This is a genomic window from Neobacillus drentensis, from assembly GCF_036965245.1.
Lineage (GTDB): Bacteria > Bacillota > Bacilli > Bacillales > Cytobacillaceae > Neobacillus > Neobacillus drentensis_G.
In genome coordinates this window covers 48,977-64,189 of the sequence record NZ_JBALPG010000006.1, presented here as the reverse complement: position 1 = coordinate 64,189, position 15,213 = coordinate 48,977, and the positions used below count along the sequence as shown (strand labels likewise).

The window sequence follows — 15,213 nt, the reverse complement described above, 5'->3', positions numbered from 1 at the left end:
TGACTTTTTATGATAGGTTTCGTACCTTACGTATTTGCTGAATTACTACTAAAAGAAAAAATGGTAATTTCTACTTAGATAGGCAAAAGTGAAAATGGGAGATGGAAACTGATGGAAAGAAGTTTAACGATGGAACTTGTCCGTGTCACAGAAGGGGCTGCCCTTGCTTCAGCCCGCTGGATGGGCCGCGGGAAGAAGGATGAAGCTGACGGTGCAGCAACCTCTGCGATGCGTGATGTGTTTGACACCGTTCCAATGAAAGGAACGGTCGTTATTGGTGAAGGGGAAATGGATGAGGCACCAATGCTCTATATTGGGGAAAAGCTTGGTACTGGCTACGGCCCGCGTGTCGATGTTGCAGTTGATCCGCTTGAAGGCACCAATATTTTAGCTTCGGGCGGCTGGAATGCCTTAGCCGTTCTTGCTGTTGCCGATCATGGCAATCTCCTGCATGCACCGGATATGTATATGGAAAAAATCGCTGTTGGCCCTGAAGCAGTTGGGTGTGTCGATATTAATGCGTCTGTTTTGGACAACCTTAAAGCCGTGGCGAAGGCGAAAAACAAGGATATTGAGGATGTTGTGGCAACCGTCTTGAATCGTCCGCGCCATGAACATATCATTGCCCAGCTTCGTGAAGCCGGAGCACGGATTAAACTCATCAACGACGGCGATGTCGCCGGCGCCATCAATACAGCTTTCGATAACACCGGTGTCGATATTCTCTTTGGTTCAGGCGGTGCGCCAGAGGGTGTGCTTTCGGCCGTTGCCCTCAAATGTCTCGGCGGGGAAATCATGGGAAAATTATTACCGCAAAGTGATGCTGAACTTGAACGCTGCGTCAAAATGGGCTTGGATGTGAGTCGTGTATTAAGGATGGACGACCTTGTGAAAGGCGATGACGCTATTTTTGCAGCTACCGGTGTTACAGACGGTGAACTTTTACGCGGTGTGCAATTCAAAGGCTCTTACGGCTCAACACACTCCGTCGTCATGCGCGCCAAATCAGGCACCGTCCGCTTCATCGAAGGCCGCCACAGCCTAAAGAAAAAACCAAATTTAGTAATCAAATAAAGCCTTAAAAAAATGGTGTCGGGCACCAATAATTGCATGCAGATAGTGCAAATGGTGTCAGGCACCAATAGCATTACGAAGATAGTGTTATTGGTATTAATCAGGCACCGAAACTCCGGTTACTTCTAGAGGATGTTGAATTAACCCCCCGCCAGAAAAAATTTCCAACGGGTGAAATAAATAAATGTAGTTGATTAATTTTTTGTTCAGAGGGTAAAATAGTAATTGTTTTTAGTATGTATAATATCTGCAATTCTATTCATTTCTTTTCTACTTCCATTTCAATTCCTCTAATCTCTTAATTTTTATTTTTTACTCACAATCTCCCGCTGCCTAAAAAATAAGCGGTTTGATGGAAAAATTTTAAAGTGTGGTGTACAAATGGACTTAACAATTTCAAGTTTAGAAAATATGAAGCTGAAGGAACTTTATGAGCTTGCCCGCGAATTTAAAGTGACCTATTACAGCAAATTAACGAAAAAAGAATTAATTTTTGCAATTTTAAAATCTCGTGCCGAACAGCAAGGGTACTTCTTCATGGAAGGTGTCCTCGAAATCATCCAATCGGAAGGATTCGGATTCTTGCGGCCAATTAACTATTCGCCAAGTTCAGAGGATATTTACATTTCAGCATCGCAAATCCGTCGTTTCGATCTTCGTAATGGGGACAAGGTTTCCGGTAAGGTTCGTCCTCCAAAAGAAAATGAACGTTATTACGGACTGCTGCATGTTGAAGCTGTAAACGGCGAAGATCCGGAATCTGCGAAAGAACGCGTCTATTTTCCGGCATTAACACCGCTTTATCCAGATAGACAAATGAAGCTGGAGACGAATCCAAAATTCCTTTCAACAAGGATAATGGATTTAGTGGCACCGGTCGGTTTTGGCCAAAGGGGTCTTATTGTGGCTCCTCCTAAGGCAGGTAAAACGATGCTATTGAAAGAAATCGCCAACAGCATTACGACGAATCATCCTGATGTCGAGTTAATCGTGCTGCTTATCGACGAACGTCCGGAAGAGGTAACCGACATCGAGCGTTCTGTTGCTGGCGATGTCGTCAGCTCCACGTTTGATGAGGTACCTGAAAACCATATTAAAGTGGCCGAGCTCGTGCTTGATCGGGCGATGCGCTTAGTCGAGCACAAACGCGATGTCGTTATTTTGATGGATAGTATTACGCGTCTTGCACGTGCGTATAACCTCGTGATTCCACCAAGCGGCCGGACACTTTCCGGGGGGATTGACCCAGCAGCTTTCCACCGTCCAAAGCGTTTCTTCGGTGCCGCACGTAATATCGAGGAGGGCGGCAGCTTGACGATCCTTGCAACGGCGTTAGTTGATACCGGATCCCGGATGGACGATGTTATTTATGAGGAATTTAAAGGGACAGGCAACATGGAACTTCATCTTGATCGTCAGCTGGCTGAGCGTCGAATTTTCCCTGCGCTTGATATCCGCCGTTCTGGAACGCGTAAGGAAGAATTGCTGATTCCGAAGGATCATTTGGATAAATTATGGGTGATTCGGAAGTCCATGTCAGACTCTCCAGACTTTGCTGAGCGCTTCTTGAAAAAATTACGGCAAACGAAATCAAATGAAGAATTTTTCTCACAGATTGGCGAGGAATTGAAGTCAAGACGTTCATAGGCTGATTACTGGGACTGCCTCTAGTTCAGTCACAATTCTAGGTTCCTTTTTAAAAAAGAAACCAGCAAATCCCAACTTGCAAAATTAGGATGGCCTTGCTATAATGGATGCAGTGTGTTTTAAGTAATTCAGTGCTTGATTAGACAAGCACTTTAGATAACTCTGTTTCGAATGATTCAGGGCGGAAGGAGATGAAAAGAATGAAAGCAGGAATTCATCCAAATTATAAAACAGTTACGGTGACATGTGCATGTGGTAACACGTTTGAAACTGGTTCTGTTAAGAAAGAGATCCGTGTTGAAACTTGTTCAGAATGTCATCCATTCTATACTGGTCGTCAAAAATTCGCTGAAGCTGGCGGACGTGTTGACCGTTTCAACAAAAAATACGGCCTTAAGCAACAATAATTGCGGAGGAACAGGCAAGAACTTTGACTTGCCTGTTTTTTATTGAGAAAAATGCGTGTTGACATAGATGTATAGTAGATTAAATACTTAAAGGCTGCTGAGCGTTGATGCAAACGTAATTAGCGGTTTAATAATAAAAAAAAGATCGTTTAAAGGGTTCGTTTTAAGGAAGGAGACGCCGTTTTATGTATTTAATGAAGCAAAGCGGATGGGTTGAGGTTATCTGCGGCAGTATGTTTTCTGGGAAATCCGAGGAATTGATTCGCCGTGTCAGACGAGCTCAATTTGCGAAACAAAAAATAGCTGTGTTTAAGCCAAAAATTGATAATCGCTATAGTGACCAATGTGTAGTTTCCCATAATGGTTCTTCTTTTCATGCGACGCCAATTTCCCATTCGATTGAGATTTTGCATCATGTTGAAGCAGATATGGATATTATTGCGATTGATGAGATTCAATTTTTTGATGAAGGGATTGTCCGGGTGGTTCAGCAGCTGGCTGACAGCGGTCATCGCGTCGTGTGTGCCGGTCTCGACACGGATTTCCGTGGCGAGCCGTTTGGTCAAATGCCGGCGTTGATGGCCATCGCTGAATCTGTAACGAAGCTTCAGGCAGTCTGCACGGTTTGCGGATCGCCATCAAGCCGGACACAGCGCCTTATTGATGGTCGTCCCGCATCCTACCACGACCCAGTCATATTGGTCGGCGCAGCCGAGGCCTACGAGCCCCGTTGTCGCCATCACCACGAAGTCCCAAAAACCACACCTGTCAATGCCCGATAGGTGCCTTCGAAAAGGGTGCCTGACACCCTTAATAACGTAAACACTGTTCGAGATCAGTTATTGGTGCCTGACACCCTTAATAACGTAAACACTGTCTGAGAGTTGGTTTCTTGGGCAGTTTTTTTGTGTTGGAATGGATTCATGGAGTTTGGTGGGTTTATTTTAAAATTTGGTGGAATAATCGTGAGGTTTGGCGGGATTATTTTAATTTTGGCGGGAATACCAGAACTGTTGGCGGAAAAAAGGGAAAAGTCGGCGGAATTCCCCAATAACCGAAGGCGTGGAAAGATTTCTCACGGCAAGGTCGACCTCCTGTCGGGCATGATAGTAATAGGGGGTGTAATATGCTGAAGAAGTGGATGTTTCTTTCGCTTATTATGTTGTTTGCCGTAAGCGGATGTCAAAATAATCGCAGTGCAAAAGAGGAAGCCTACGACCTGCGTAAAGACCGTACTGCTCCTAATTATATGTCGAACCGTAATAATGACCAAAATATTCTAGATAATATGACCAACGGCGGACGAGGTAAGAGTCAGCAGCATTTAGTAGAGGATGATGTTACTAATCAAAATCCGAACTTCCTTGATCTGAATAGGACGGGAAGCGGCGGAGAGGCTGGTGCCGGAAATCAGGGCAACGATATCGACAAAGCCAAACAAGTCATTGCTGATACGAATGAGTTTGTGGTCGACTCTGTCTGGGTGAATGGCGACCGGATGTGGGTGTCTGTTTATAAAAAAGGTATGCTTTCTGACCGAGGAAGGGTCGATGCAGAAGCACGGCTTCATCGGAAACTAGTTCAGGCCTTACCGAGATACAATATTGAAGTGCGGGTGCAGGAAGATCGACGGTAACATGCTCTGATTTTTAGGGCATGTTTTTTTATAGGAAAGATGCTGAGCACAGCAAAAAATGAACATATTTTTTTAAATGAGTTGAAGTTCAGCTTACACCGCCTATTCTGTTAGGTGATTTTTGTCCAAAGTAGATGGTATGTAGATCCGTTTTCTTACTCTGTGAGCGGCATCAAGGCAAATTTTTAAAAATAAAACTCCTCAATGATATCCCATCAAAAAATTTCTCCCGTAATTTGGTTTTGACGCTGGTTTTCACCTATACTATAATTAGAATGTTATGGACTAAAACTTGAGGTGAATGACTGTGTTTGATCGTCTACAATCGGTGGAGGATCGCTATGAAAAGTTGAATGAACTTTTAAGCGACCCAGAAATTATTAATGATACAAAAAAACTTCGTGAATATTCAAAAGAACAATCTGATATACAGGAAACTGTACAAACATACCGCCAATATAAAGAGGCTCGCGAGCAGCTTCAGGATGCCAAGGCGATGCTCGATGAAAAGCTGGATGCTGAGATGCGTGAAATGGTGAAGGAAGAAGTTAATGAATTAGAAGCGCAGATTGAAGAACTAGAGGCGCGCATGAAGATTCTTCTGATTCCAAAGGATCCAAATGATGACAAGAACGTAATCTTTGAAATCCGCGGGGCAGCCGGCGGGGAAGAGGCGGCGCTTTTTGCTGGTACGCTTTACCGCATGTACAGCCGCTATGCAGAGGCGCAGGGCTGGAAAACGGACGTTATTGATGCGAACCCGACTGGTCTTGGCGGCTTTAAAGAGATTATTTTTATGATTAATGGTGCGGGTGCATACTCCAAATTGAAGTATGAGAATGGGGCTCACCGTGTGCAGCGTGTGCCGGAAACCGAGTCTGGCGGCCGGATTCACACGTCTACGGCGACGGTTGCGTGTTTGCCGGAAGCTGAAGAAGTGGAAATTGAAATTCATGATAAGGATATCCGTTTTGATGCGTTTGCCTCTAGCGGCGCCGGCGGACAGTCCGTTAATACGACGATGTCAGCTGTTCGTTTGACGCACATTCCAACCGGCATTGTGGTTTCGTGTCAGGATGAGAAATCGCAGCATAAAAACAAAGACAAGGCGATGAAGGTTTTACGTGCACGTGTGTATGATAAGTTCCAGCAGGAAGCACAGGCGGAATATGATCAAGTACGTAAGTCAGCTGTTGGTACCGGAGACCGTTCAGAGCGGATTCGGACGTACAATTTCCCGCAAAACCGAGTGACTGATCACCGAATCGGATTGACGATTCAAAAATTGGATCAAATCATTGAGGGTAAACTGGATGAAATTATTGATGCGTTGGTGATGGATGACCAGGCGAGAAGACTGGAAGATGCCTCAAATGAGTAAAAAAGTATTCGAAGCTCTAAAATGGGCTTCTTCTTTTTTAATTGAAGCGAATCGCGATGAGAATGCGGGGGAGCTGTTGCTGCGGCACTTTACCGGGTGGTCGCGGGCGCAGTTGTTTGCTAATGTTCGGGATGATTTCCCTGCGGCTGTTTGGGAAGATTTTGAGCGAGCAGTATTCGAGCATGCAAAGGGTGTACCGGTACAATATATCATCGGGTCGGAGGGATTTTACGGCCGGATGTTTATTGTCAATGAAGAAGTGCTGATCCCGAGGCCGGAGACGGAGGAGCTCGTGGACGGCGCGCTTAAAAGGATGAAGCGGATTTTCGGTGAATGCAAACGGAAAATCAAGCTTGTTGATATCGGAACAGGCAGTGGAGCGATTGCCATTAGCATGCAACTCGAATGGTCGTCGAGTACGGTGCCTGATACAAATACTACTACAGAGGTAGTGCAAAGGGTGCCTGATACCAATACTACTGCGGAGGTAGTAGAAAAGGTGAGAGGCACTAAAACTGAAGAGCCATCGCTGACGGTATTTGCTTCAGATATTGCTAAGGAATCTTTGAAGGTGGCGAAGGAGAATGCTCGCCGACATCAAGCTGAGGTTGAATTTGTGCAAGGTGATTTATTAAAGCCGTTTATCGGCGGGGCGTTCGATGTGGTCATCTCCAATCCGCCGTATATTCCGCTTGGTGACCAGATAACGATGTCCGAGGTCGTAACAGAGCATGAGCCGCATCGAGCTTTGTTTGCTGGTGAGGATGGCCTGGATTTTTATCGCCGTTTTATGGTCGAACTGCCACAGGTGCTTGCGCCGGCCGCGCTCGTATGTTTTGAAATTGGGGCCGGTCAGGGCGAAGCGGTAGCGGAGCTTTTTCAACAGGCATTCGAGGATGTAAAAGTAGAGATCGTTAATGATATAAATGGCAAGGATCGCATGGTATTTGCTGAAATTGGCTTCGGGGTATAACGCCCGAGGCTTTTTTCTTTATTAAAAACTTATTAGATTCAATTCTCAGCCCGGTCATGGAAAAAATGTTGTGCAAGACACGAGCATAATCAAGCCTGTATACGAGATGTTGGTCTTTACCAAATTCGTTTTTCACTGATTCTCTCACTATCCACTAAAAATATTAAAATTTACTAGTTTAGGATTCTGGCATTTTGTCCACAATGTAGATAGCGAAGGGACGGTGCTTAATAATGAGAAGTAAATTAGTAGTTTGGGGTTATTTAGTGGTGTTATCATTGGGAACGATGTTGAGTTTATATATGCCAAAAACGGAAGCTGCGGCAAAGGAATCGATTGTGATTCCAGGGGAAGCGATTCGCCTCAGGATTCTGGCAAATAGTGATTTTGAAAAGGATCAGGCGATTAAACGTAAGGTACGCGATGCGGTCAATGCGCAAATTACCCTTTGGGTGCAGGATTTAACCTCGATGCAGGAAGCGAAAAAGGTCATGAATGCGAGGCTTCCAGAAATTCAGGCGATTGCCGAAAAAGTAGTGTACGAACAAGGGTCGGATCAGTCGGTGAAGGTCGAGTTCGGTAAAGTTCAGTTTCCAACGAAATTATATGGCCAGTTTTTATATCCGGCAGGAGAGTATCAAGCCATCTTGATAACATTGGGAAGTGGGGAAGGCGCAAATTGGTGGTGTGTGCTATACCCGCCATTATGTTTCCTTGATTTTTCAAATGGAGTTGCGGTAAGCGAGGGTTTTGAAGAAGAAAAGCAGGTGGCGAAGGCAAAAACGGTGAGTAAGAATGAAGCTGTGTCGGAGCCGGAGGTAGAAGTAGAGAAGGCGAAAGTGGAAGTGGCACTGGAGAAAAAGGAAATGGCGCCGGTAAAAGAGGAAGTCGAGCTGGAGAATGACGATGTAGACCCGGTGAATGAGGATGTAGTGCCGATGAAAAAAGATGTGAAGCCGTTGGGAAAGGAAGCCGCTACGCCAGATGTGGAAAAGGCAGAGATTGAAGACGGTAAAAATAGCAAAAACAGTCCGGTTAAAGAAAAACAAGCAGTGACTGTGAAAGACGCTGAAGTGAAAAAGCCGAAGAAGCAAACTAAAAAGACTGCTCCTGTGTACACAGCTGAAGATGAAGAGCCGGTGAAGGTGAAGTTTTTCGTCGTTGAAATGTGGGAGAAAATTTTTTAATAAACAACCAGTTCCAAATCGGGGCTGGTTTTTCTATTTCCTTTATAAAATTAGAGCAGCAACCTTAGCAGATAAATACTGGCTAATTTGCCTTAGAGAGATTGAAATCCGCTGATAAACGAAGATTTTCCTCTAGGTAAAAGACGAGAAATTCCTGATACATGAGGATTATCCTTCTGGTAAAAGAAGAGAAACCCGCAGATAAACGAGGATTTACCACCGGGTAAAAGACGAGGAATCCACTGAAAAATGCCTTTATGAGGGATGAACTGGATTTTTTAATAGATTCGCGTATCTACCTGTTCTATTTTTCCTATTTTTTCATAGTAATAGAGTAATCTTAAAAAGAGGTGGATGGGATGGAGGCATTGATTCGCAAGGCTAATGAACAGGATTTGGGCAGATTACAAGAGTTTCTTTCACGGGCAAACCTAGGGACAGATGGCCTAACAGACGAAACCGTCGACTATTTTCTGCTGCTAGAGAACGAGGACGGTACGCTCCGAGGCACGCTTGGCTTGGAGGCATTTGGTGAAAATGGGCTCTTGCGGTCACTCGTGGTTTCATCTGGACAAGCTGATAAGGAAATTTTCATTTTGTTTGATCAAATGATGCAATTGGCAAAGGAAAAAGGGATGAAAAGCTTGTTATTGGCGACTAATAAAAGCGTGGCTTTACCGTTTTTTGAATTAATGGGCTTTCAAAGGTTGGGCCGGGAGGATTTGCCTGCCGACTTTTACCACTCAAAGCATATTCGACACGTTTTAAGTGTGGATAACTCGTTATTTTTAAAATTTTCTTTATAATTGTGGATATATCCACAAAGTTATCCACTATTTCAAACAACTTATGCACAATTTGTGGATAAAACTTGTTTTTATCCCCACCATCTTTTATACTTTCAAACGTACTCAGCGAAAAAATATGAGTCTTTCCGTCTAAATTCGCCATATTTCGATAAAAGACTCATTGAGGATAAAGGTGGATAACAATGAACACAATGGTATGGAAAGTGGATAAGTATGTGGATAATCTTGAAAATAATCCACAAGTTGTGGATGCAGCAAATTTCTTAAGAAAAAATGAAGTGGTGGCCATGCCGACGGAGACTGTTTACGGCCTTGGCGGCAATGCCGAAAGTGACGCAGCGGTAGCGAAAATTTACGCTGCAAAGGGAAGGCCTGGAGATAATCCGTTAATTATTCATATTGCGGAACGGGAGCAGCTTACTAGATTTGTTGCTGAAGTTCCTGTGATGGCTGAAACGTTAATGGACGCTTTTTGGCCGGGTCCCCTGACGATTATTTTAAAAAAGAAAGAAGGCGTACTTTCGGAAAAAGCAACAGCAGGACTCGCAACGGTAGCGGTGCGCATGCCAGATCATCCGGTGGCACTGGCGTTGTTGAAAACCTGCGGCTTGCCGATTGCGGCACCGAGTGCGAACAGCTCGGGCAAACCGAGCCCAACGAACGCCGAACATGTATTGGACGATTTAAATGGGAAAATTGCTGGCGTGCTTGACGGGGGGACAACTGGGGTTGGCGTCGAATCCACAGTCGTCGATTGCACTGAAACGATTCCGGTCATCTTAAGACCAGGCGGTGTGACAAAGGAGCAGCTCGAGGCCGCTGTCGGGGAAGTTCATGTGGATGCCGCTTTAACGGATGAAGCAGCCCGGCCTAAAGCCCCGGGAATGAAATATCGCCACTACGCACCGAATGCCCCGTTATTTATGGTGTCAGGCACCGCGGAGTTTCTCCAGAGTCTAGTAGAAGAAAAGCGTTCGGAAGGGCTCAAGGTCGGAGTGTTGACGACGGAGGAGAATGCTTCTGTATATCAAGCTGATCTTGTGCTGGCCTGTGGCAGACGGGCAGAGCTTGAGACGGTTGCTACCGGGCTTTATGACACATTACGCAAGTTCAATCAGGAAAACGTCGACGTTATTTTTAGCGAGATGTTCCCGAATACTGGCGTGGGATACGCCATCATGAACCGCCTGCAAAAAGCAGCGGGAAATAAACTCATAATTGAATAACGCTATTTGATGGATCCCTTTCATGGGTGCCTGACACTGTTTATCAGCTATCTACTATAGAAAGATGATTAATGGTGTCAGGCACCTTTTTCAATCTATTCATTATAGATCGGTGGTTAATGGTGTCAGGCACCAACAGTCATTTCACCAGTCGACTTCTAATTCTATTTGGACGTGCATATGATTAGGTTAGTTAGTCCAAGGAGGCGGGGATTGATGTCCGGAATGGTTACCGAAGTGGTTACACTAGTCATAATGGCATTTGCTCTAGGAATGGATGCCTTCTCGGTCGGGCTTGGCATGGGAATGTACAGACTGCGGCTGAAGAAAATATTTCATATCGGAATTACTATTGGCTTATTCCATGTCTGGATGCCGCTCTTAGGCTTAATCGCAGGCAAATTTTTATCAGAAAAATTTGGGATATTTGCCACGTTTATCGGTGGCTTGCTTCTCATGGTTTTGGGAGTGCAAATGGTTTGGTCAACCTTGAAAAAGGCCGAGGAAAAAGTCATTACACCAGTAGGATTCGGCTTATTGTTGTTTGCTTTAAGCGTGAGCCTTGATAGTTTTTCTGTAGGTCTAACCTTAGGAATATATGGGGCAAAGACCATTATGGTGATTTTGTGCTTTGGAATCGTGGCAACCGTACTAACATGGGTCGGGCTGCTGCTCGGAAAAAAGGTGCAAAGCTGGCTCGGGACCTATAGCGAGGCCCTTGGTGGAGCGATATTACTGGCCTTTGGCTTAAAGCTGCTCGCACCTTTTTGGGGATAATTATTCAGAATAAATCAAAAACCCCACCTAAATATGATAGAACAGAAATTGGTAAATTTTTTATAAACCATTCTGTTAAAATTATACAAAGCAATAGGGGTGGGGTACCGGAGGCAGCGGAAATTATAGATTATGCTTTTTATTTTTTTGATAGCAATCTCTCAATCTCTTTTCCAAAGCTTCAATGGAGATAAACGTAGCCGTAACGGGTTGGGACCAACTGGGTAAACAAGCTACCACCTATCGTTAGGTGATAAATGGTGTCAGGCACCCTTTATATCAAAAGGCCTTCTTTCGTTTTGTTCGAAAGAGGGCCTTTTTGAAAAAGGAACCATTCTCCATTTGTTTGAACAGAAGTATTCAATCGATGGTGACTTTTTCAAAAGTGGACGAATAGCACGGTTGGAATTAACTGAAATTGTTCTATAATAAAAAGAAAGGGAGGCAAATACATTGCAGCGCATTTTGTTTGTATGTACAGGAAATACATGTAGGAGTCCAATAGCCGAAGCAATTTTAAAAAATAAACACATTGATGGGTTTGAAGTAAAATCGGCAGGAATTTATGCCGCAAATGGTGGTGAGGCGTCACCACATGCGAAGAAGGTGCTTGACGATAAACAGATTTCGCACAATCATCGCTCAAGCTTGTTAACGAGTGCCGAGGTGGAATGGGCTGATCTGATTTTAACGATGACCACTTCCCACAAATTCGCAATCCAGCAGCAATTCCCTCAGGCTGTCGTGAAGGTTTTTACCTTAAAGGAATACGCCGGCGAACCATTTAATCACGATGTCGTCGACCCATACGGCGGGAGCGTTGGGATGTACGAGGCTACCTATCGCGAATTATATGAATTAATTGATAAGGCGATTGAAAAACTAAAATTGTAGGTGAACTTGGCACGAGGCGATTTTGAAAAATGAAGGCTGCCGCAGATTGTTGGCTGGAAACATAAAGTCTAAGCGGAAGTACAACTGGAAAGATATTGTTTCTGCGGCTAGTCAAAAATTTCTAGCTAACTCATGCTCTCTTCAAAAAGGGGGCAATTATTTTGCTTGGACCTTTTCTTGCAGTAACGGTACTAACAATTTGCTGGGGTTGAAAAGAACCCCTGCCGATTGAAGTTTCACTTTATATTTTTTTTGCAGTGTGTCAAAATGAAAGCAGATTTCTGAAAAAAAATACAGGAGGATTTATACATGAGAGTGGCATTAGCATCAGACCATGGCGGTATCAATATTCGTAAGGAAATCGCCAATTTACTTGATGAATTAAAGATTGAGTATGTTGATTTCGGCTGTGAGTGTGAAACATCGGTGGATTATCCGGATTACGCGCTGCCTGTTGCCGAAAAGGTAGCGAAAGGCGAGTTTGATAGAGGCATTTTGATTTGTGGAACGGGAATCGGCATGAGCATTGCCGCCAACAAAGTGAAAGGCATCCGCTGCGCCCTCGTGCACGATACATTTAGCGCTAAAGCAACGCGTGCCCATAACGATTCAAACATGCTTGCTATGGGCGAGCGCGTCATTGGTCCAGGATTAGCTCGGGATATCGCTGAAATCTGGCTGACAGGGGAATTTGAGGGAGGCCGTCATGCAGGTCGTGTGGGAAAAATTACTGAATATGAAAATGAGCACTTTTAAAAAATTTGCGGATAGTTAATAGTGTTACGATTGGAACTTTTAAAAACGGTTATTGGAGCTCGCTCCGAACAAAAAAGCTAGAGAAAGGTATCCAATAGTAGTTATTGGAGCCTAAAAAAGCGTCTGGAACCAAGGAAACGGTCGCCAATAAGGCCTATTGGAGCCCGAAAAGCGTCAGGAACCGAGGAAGCGGTATCCATTAAAGGTTAATGGACTCTGATTTCGTTTTAAAAAGCCAAAAAAGTATTCAATAGTTCTCTTTTAAAAGAAAGGTCGAGGCTGATGATTCACGAATGGGAAAAAGAGCTAGAAACAATCGTAACAGAATTCAAAGAGCAAGCTGCATTTAAGCCGGGTCAGCTGTTGGTCGTCGGCTGCAGCACAAGCGAGGTAATTGGCGAACGAATCGGGACCTCTGGCACCCTTGAAGTGGCCGAGATGATCTTTCGCCAACTAAAGAAGCTTCAAGAAGAGACATGCATTCATTTGGCCTTCCAATGCTGCGAACATTTAAACAGGGCATTGGTCGTAGAACGATCCGTTGCCGCTACCCGCGGTTTCGAAGAGGTATCAGTAGTTCCTGTCCGAAAAGCAGGCGGGGCAATGGCAACGCATGCTTTTGCGAAAATGGACGATCCTGTCTTGGTCGAATTCGTGAAGGCAGATGCAGGGATTGACATCGGTCATACGCTAATTGGCATGCACCTGAAACATGTTGCCGTGCCGGTTCGTGTCAACCAAAAAAGTGTTGGCCATGCCTATGTCACCTTGGCAAAAGTACGGCCAAAACTTATTGGCGGCGCAAGAGCTGTTTACGAAAGAGAAACAGAGAATCTAAGCTGCACATAGTGCAAAGGGTGACAGGCACTAATTCTCCTATTGTTGGAGTATTAAGGGTGTCAGGCATCCGAAAACGTGCTATTATAAAGAGGGAATTTTCGAATTGTTTGTGATTTTCTACATAAAAGGGGGATTTATCATGAAGCATTTGTCTCAAGCGGACGAGCAGGTTTTTCAAGCGATTCAGAAAGAATTAGGCCGTCAGCGCTCGAAAATCGAGCTTATTGCCTCAGAAAACTTTGTTAGTGAAGCGGTTATGGAGGCACAGGGTTCTGTTTTGACCAATAAGTATGCGGAAGGCTATCCAAACCGCCGTTATTATGGCGGTTGTGAATACGTCGATGTGGTCGAAGACCTTGCTCGCGACCGTGCGAAGGAAATTTTCGGTGCAGAATATGTGAACGTACAGCCGCATTCAGGGGCACAGGCTAATATGGCTGTTTACTTCACCATCCTTGAGCAAGGCGATACCGTTCTAGGAATGAACCTCTCCCATGGCGGCCACTTAACACACGGAAGCCCAGTTAATTTCAGCGGTATTCAATATAATTTCGTTGAATATGGTGTTGATGAAACGACGCACCGCATCAACTATGAAGATGTTCGCGAAAAAGCGCACACACATAAGCCAAAGTTGATCGTGGCTGGTGCCAGCGCCTACCCGCGTGAAATCGACTTTGCGAAGTTCCGTGAGATTGCCGATGAAGTTGGCGCATATCTAATGGTGGATATGGCTCACATCGCCGGACTTGTTGCCGCAGGCCTGCACCAAAACCCAGTGCCATACGCCGATTTTGTCACCACGACTACACATAAAACTTTAAGAGGACCACGCGGCGGGATGATCCTTTGCAAAGAGGAATTCGGCAAGAAAATTGATAAATCTATCTTCCCTGGAATTCAAGGTGGACCGCTTATGCACGTGATCGCCGCGAAAGCCGTTGCCTTCGGTGAAGCACTGCAGCCAAGCTTTAAAGAATATGCCAGCAACATCATTACCAACGCCAAGCGCTTAGCGGAAAGTCTGCAAAAAGAAGGATTAAAGCTTGTGTCCGGCGGTACCGATAACCACTTGCTGTTGATCGATGTCCAAACACTTAACTTAACCGGTAAGGTTGCAGAAAAAGTATTGGATGAAATCGGCATTACTGTTAACAAAAATACGATTCCATTCGATCCGCAAAGCCCGTTTGTTACAAGTGGTATCCGCATCGGAACAGCAGCAGTTACCAGCCGTGGCTTTGGTTTAGAAGAAATGGACGAAATCGCATCCATCATTGCTTTCACGTTAAAAAATCATGAAGACGAAGCCAAACTTGAAGAGGCACGCGGACGTGTTGAAGCATTAACAAACAAATTTATCCTCTATCCAGAATATTAATTTTAGAAAATCGACCCTCAATAAAAATAGGGTCGATTTTTTTGAAAAATATTCGTCTCCCAACATAATCCAGGTTCGATTTCTTTAAAGAAATTACTGAATATGAATCAATTTTAACTGATAATAATGGAGAAGTGTTTAAAACAATGTCAAGTAAAAGCAGTAAGTTTTGAGCTTGAGCAAGTCGTTAAAAGTTCAGCTTGTTCCATTCCATAATGACCCGTT

The 15,213-nt window shown here is 44.5% G+C and carries 16 protein-coding genes; all 16 read left to right on the top strand.

The window, feature by feature from the left end; genetic code table 11:
- The first annotated feature begins 111 nt into the window (after positions 1-111).
- The 16 genes from glpX (at position 112) to glyA (ending at position 14,988) form a co-directional block, all read left to right on the top strand.
- On the top strand, positions 112-1,074 hold the full coding sequence (glpX, locus tag V7150_RS01270) for a class II fructose-bisphosphatase (protein ID WP_335512840.1): 963 nt from the start codon (positions 112-114) through the stop codon (positions 1,072-1,074).
- A 381-nt stretch (positions 1,075-1,455) separates the two neighbouring features.
- Positions 1,456-2,721 carry a transcription termination factor Rho gene (gene rho, locus V7150_RS01265; protein ID WP_335512838.1) on the top strand — a complete coding sequence of 422 codons (1,266 nt, stop codon included), beginning with the start codon at positions 1,456-1,458 and terminating at the stop codon, positions 2,719-2,721.
- 200 nt (positions 2,722-2,921) lie between these two features.
- Positions 2,922-3,128, top strand: coding sequence for a 50S ribosomal protein L31 (gene rpmE, locus V7150_RS01260; RefSeq protein WP_335512836.1), 207 nt, complete (start codon positions 2,922-2,924; stop codon positions 3,126-3,128).
- 185 nt (positions 3,129-3,313) lie between these two features.
- Positions 3,314-3,910 (top strand): thymidine kinase, encoded by a 597-nt coding sequence (locus V7150_RS01255; protein ID WP_283920798.1) that lies wholly within the window; start codon positions 3,314-3,316, stop codon positions 3,908-3,910.
- Positions 3,911-4,020: 110 nt separating this feature from the next.
- Positions 4,021-4,182 (top strand): hypothetical protein, encoded by a 162-nt coding sequence (locus V7150_RS01250; protein ID WP_335512833.1) that lies wholly within the window; start codon positions 4,021-4,023, stop codon positions 4,180-4,182.
- A gap of 72 nt (positions 4,183-4,254) precedes the next feature.
- Positions 4,255-4,764: a hypothetical protein gene (locus tag V7150_RS01245; protein ID WP_335512831.1), complete on the top strand. Its 510-nt coding sequence runs from the start codon at positions 4,255-4,257 to the stop codon at positions 4,762-4,764.
- Positions 4,765-5,071: 307 nt separating this feature from the next.
- On the top strand, positions 5,072-6,145 hold the full coding sequence (gene prfA / locus V7150_RS01240) for a peptide chain release factor 1 (RefSeq protein WP_335512916.1): 1,074 nt from the start codon (positions 5,072-5,074) through the stop codon (positions 6,143-6,145).
- Positions 6,138-7,118 (top strand): peptide chain release factor N(5)-glutamine methyltransferase, encoded by a 981-nt coding sequence (prmC, locus tag V7150_RS01235; RefSeq protein ID WP_335512829.1) that lies wholly within the window; start codon positions 6,138-6,140, stop codon positions 7,116-7,118. Before prfA ends, prmC begins: the two co-directional genes overlap by 8 nt.
- A gap of 233 nt (positions 7,119-7,351) precedes the next feature.
- The gene (spoIIR, locus tag V7150_RS01230; protein ID WP_335512828.1) at positions 7,352-8,305 is read left to right on the top strand and encodes a stage II sporulation protein R; all 954 of its coding nucleotides are present in this window, start codon (positions 7,352-7,354) and stop codon (positions 8,303-8,305) included.
- A 359-nt stretch (positions 8,306-8,664) separates the two neighbouring features.
- Positions 8,665-9,111, top strand: coding sequence for a GNAT family N-acetyltransferase (locus V7150_RS01225; protein ID WP_335512825.1), 447 nt, complete (start codon positions 8,665-8,667; stop codon positions 9,109-9,111).
- Between the two features lie 185 nt (positions 9,112-9,296).
- Positions 9,297-10,340, top strand: a complete 1,044-nt coding sequence (locus tag V7150_RS01220; RefSeq protein WP_335512822.1) for an L-threonylcarbamoyladenylate synthase — start codon at positions 9,297-9,299, stop codon at positions 10,338-10,340.
- Positions 10,341-10,556: 216 nt separating this feature from the next.
- Positions 10,557-11,117 carry a manganese efflux pump MntP gene (locus V7150_RS01215; RefSeq protein WP_335512820.1) on the top strand — a complete coding sequence of 187 codons (561 nt, stop codon included), beginning with the start codon at positions 10,557-10,559 and terminating at the stop codon, positions 11,115-11,117.
- Between the two features lie 453 nt (positions 11,118-11,570).
- On the top strand, positions 11,571-12,011 hold the full coding sequence (locus tag V7150_RS01210) for a low molecular weight protein arginine phosphatase (protein WP_335512818.1): 441 nt from the start codon (positions 11,571-11,573) through the stop codon (positions 12,009-12,011).
- 309 nt (positions 12,012-12,320) lie between these two features.
- Positions 12,321-12,767, top strand: a complete 447-nt coding sequence (gene rpiB, locus V7150_RS01205; protein WP_283920789.1) for a ribose 5-phosphate isomerase B — start codon at positions 12,321-12,323, stop codon at positions 12,765-12,767.
- Between the two features lie 282 nt (positions 12,768-13,049).
- A complete protein-coding gene (locus V7150_RS01200) occupies positions 13,050-13,616 on the top strand; it encodes a TIGR01440 family protein (protein ID WP_335512816.1) in 567 nt (188 codons plus the stop codon).
- 130 nt (positions 13,617-13,746) lie between these two features.
- The gene (gene glyA, locus V7150_RS01195; RefSeq protein WP_335512815.1) at positions 13,747-14,988 is read left to right on the top strand and encodes a serine hydroxymethyltransferase; all 1,242 of its coding nucleotides are present in this window, start codon (positions 13,747-13,749) and stop codon (positions 14,986-14,988) included.
- Positions 14,989-15,213 lie beyond the last annotated feature (225 nt).

Excerpts from the sequence above, each read along its gene's own strand:
- spoIIR (WP_335512828.1), top strand. The coding sequence starts at position 7,352 with ATGAGAAGTAAATTAGTAGTTTGGGGTTATTTAGTGGTGTTATCATTG.
- glyA (WP_335512815.1), top strand. The coding sequence starts at position 13,747 with ATGAAGCATTTGTCTCAAGCGGACGAGCAGGTTTTTCAAGCGATTCAG.
- V7150_RS01225 (WP_335512825.1), top strand. The coding sequence starts at position 8,665 with ATGGAGGCATTGATTCGCAAGGCTAATGAACAGGATTTGGGCAGATTA.
- rho (WP_335512838.1), top strand. The coding sequence starts at position 1,456 with ATGGACTTAACAATTTCAAGTTTAGAAAATATGAAGCTGAAGGAACTT.
- rpiB (WP_283920789.1), top strand. The coding sequence starts at position 12,321 with ATGAGAGTGGCATTAGCATCAGACCATGGCGGTATCAATATTCGTAAG.
- V7150_RS01245 (WP_335512831.1), top strand. The coding sequence starts at position 4,255 with ATGCTGAAGAAGTGGATGTTTCTTTCGCTTATTATGTTGTTTGCCGTA.
- glpX (WP_335512840.1), top strand. The coding sequence starts at position 112 with ATGGAAAGAAGTTTAACGATGGAACTTGTCCGTGTCACAGAAGGGGCT.
- V7150_RS01200 (WP_335512816.1), top strand. The coding sequence starts at position 13,050 with ATGATTCACGAATGGGAAAAAGAGCTAGAAACAATCGTAACAGAATTC.
- rpmE (WP_335512836.1), top strand. The coding sequence starts at position 2,922 with ATGAAAGCAGGAATTCATCCAAATTATAAAACAGTTACGGTGACATGT.
- prmC (WP_335512829.1), top strand. The coding sequence starts at position 6,138 with ATGAGTAAAAAAGTATTCGAAGCTCTAAAATGGGCTTCTTCTTTTTTA.
- V7150_RS01255 (WP_283920798.1), top strand. The coding sequence starts at position 3,314 with ATGTATTTAATGAAGCAAAGCGGATGGGTTGAGGTTATCTGCGGCAGT.
- V7150_RS01215 (WP_335512820.1), top strand. The coding sequence starts at position 10,557 with ATGTCCGGAATGGTTACCGAAGTGGTTACACTAGTCATAATGGCATTT.
- V7150_RS01220 (WP_335512822.1), top strand. The coding sequence starts at position 9,297 with ATGAACACAATGGTATGGAAAGTGGATAAGTATGTGGATAATCTTGAA.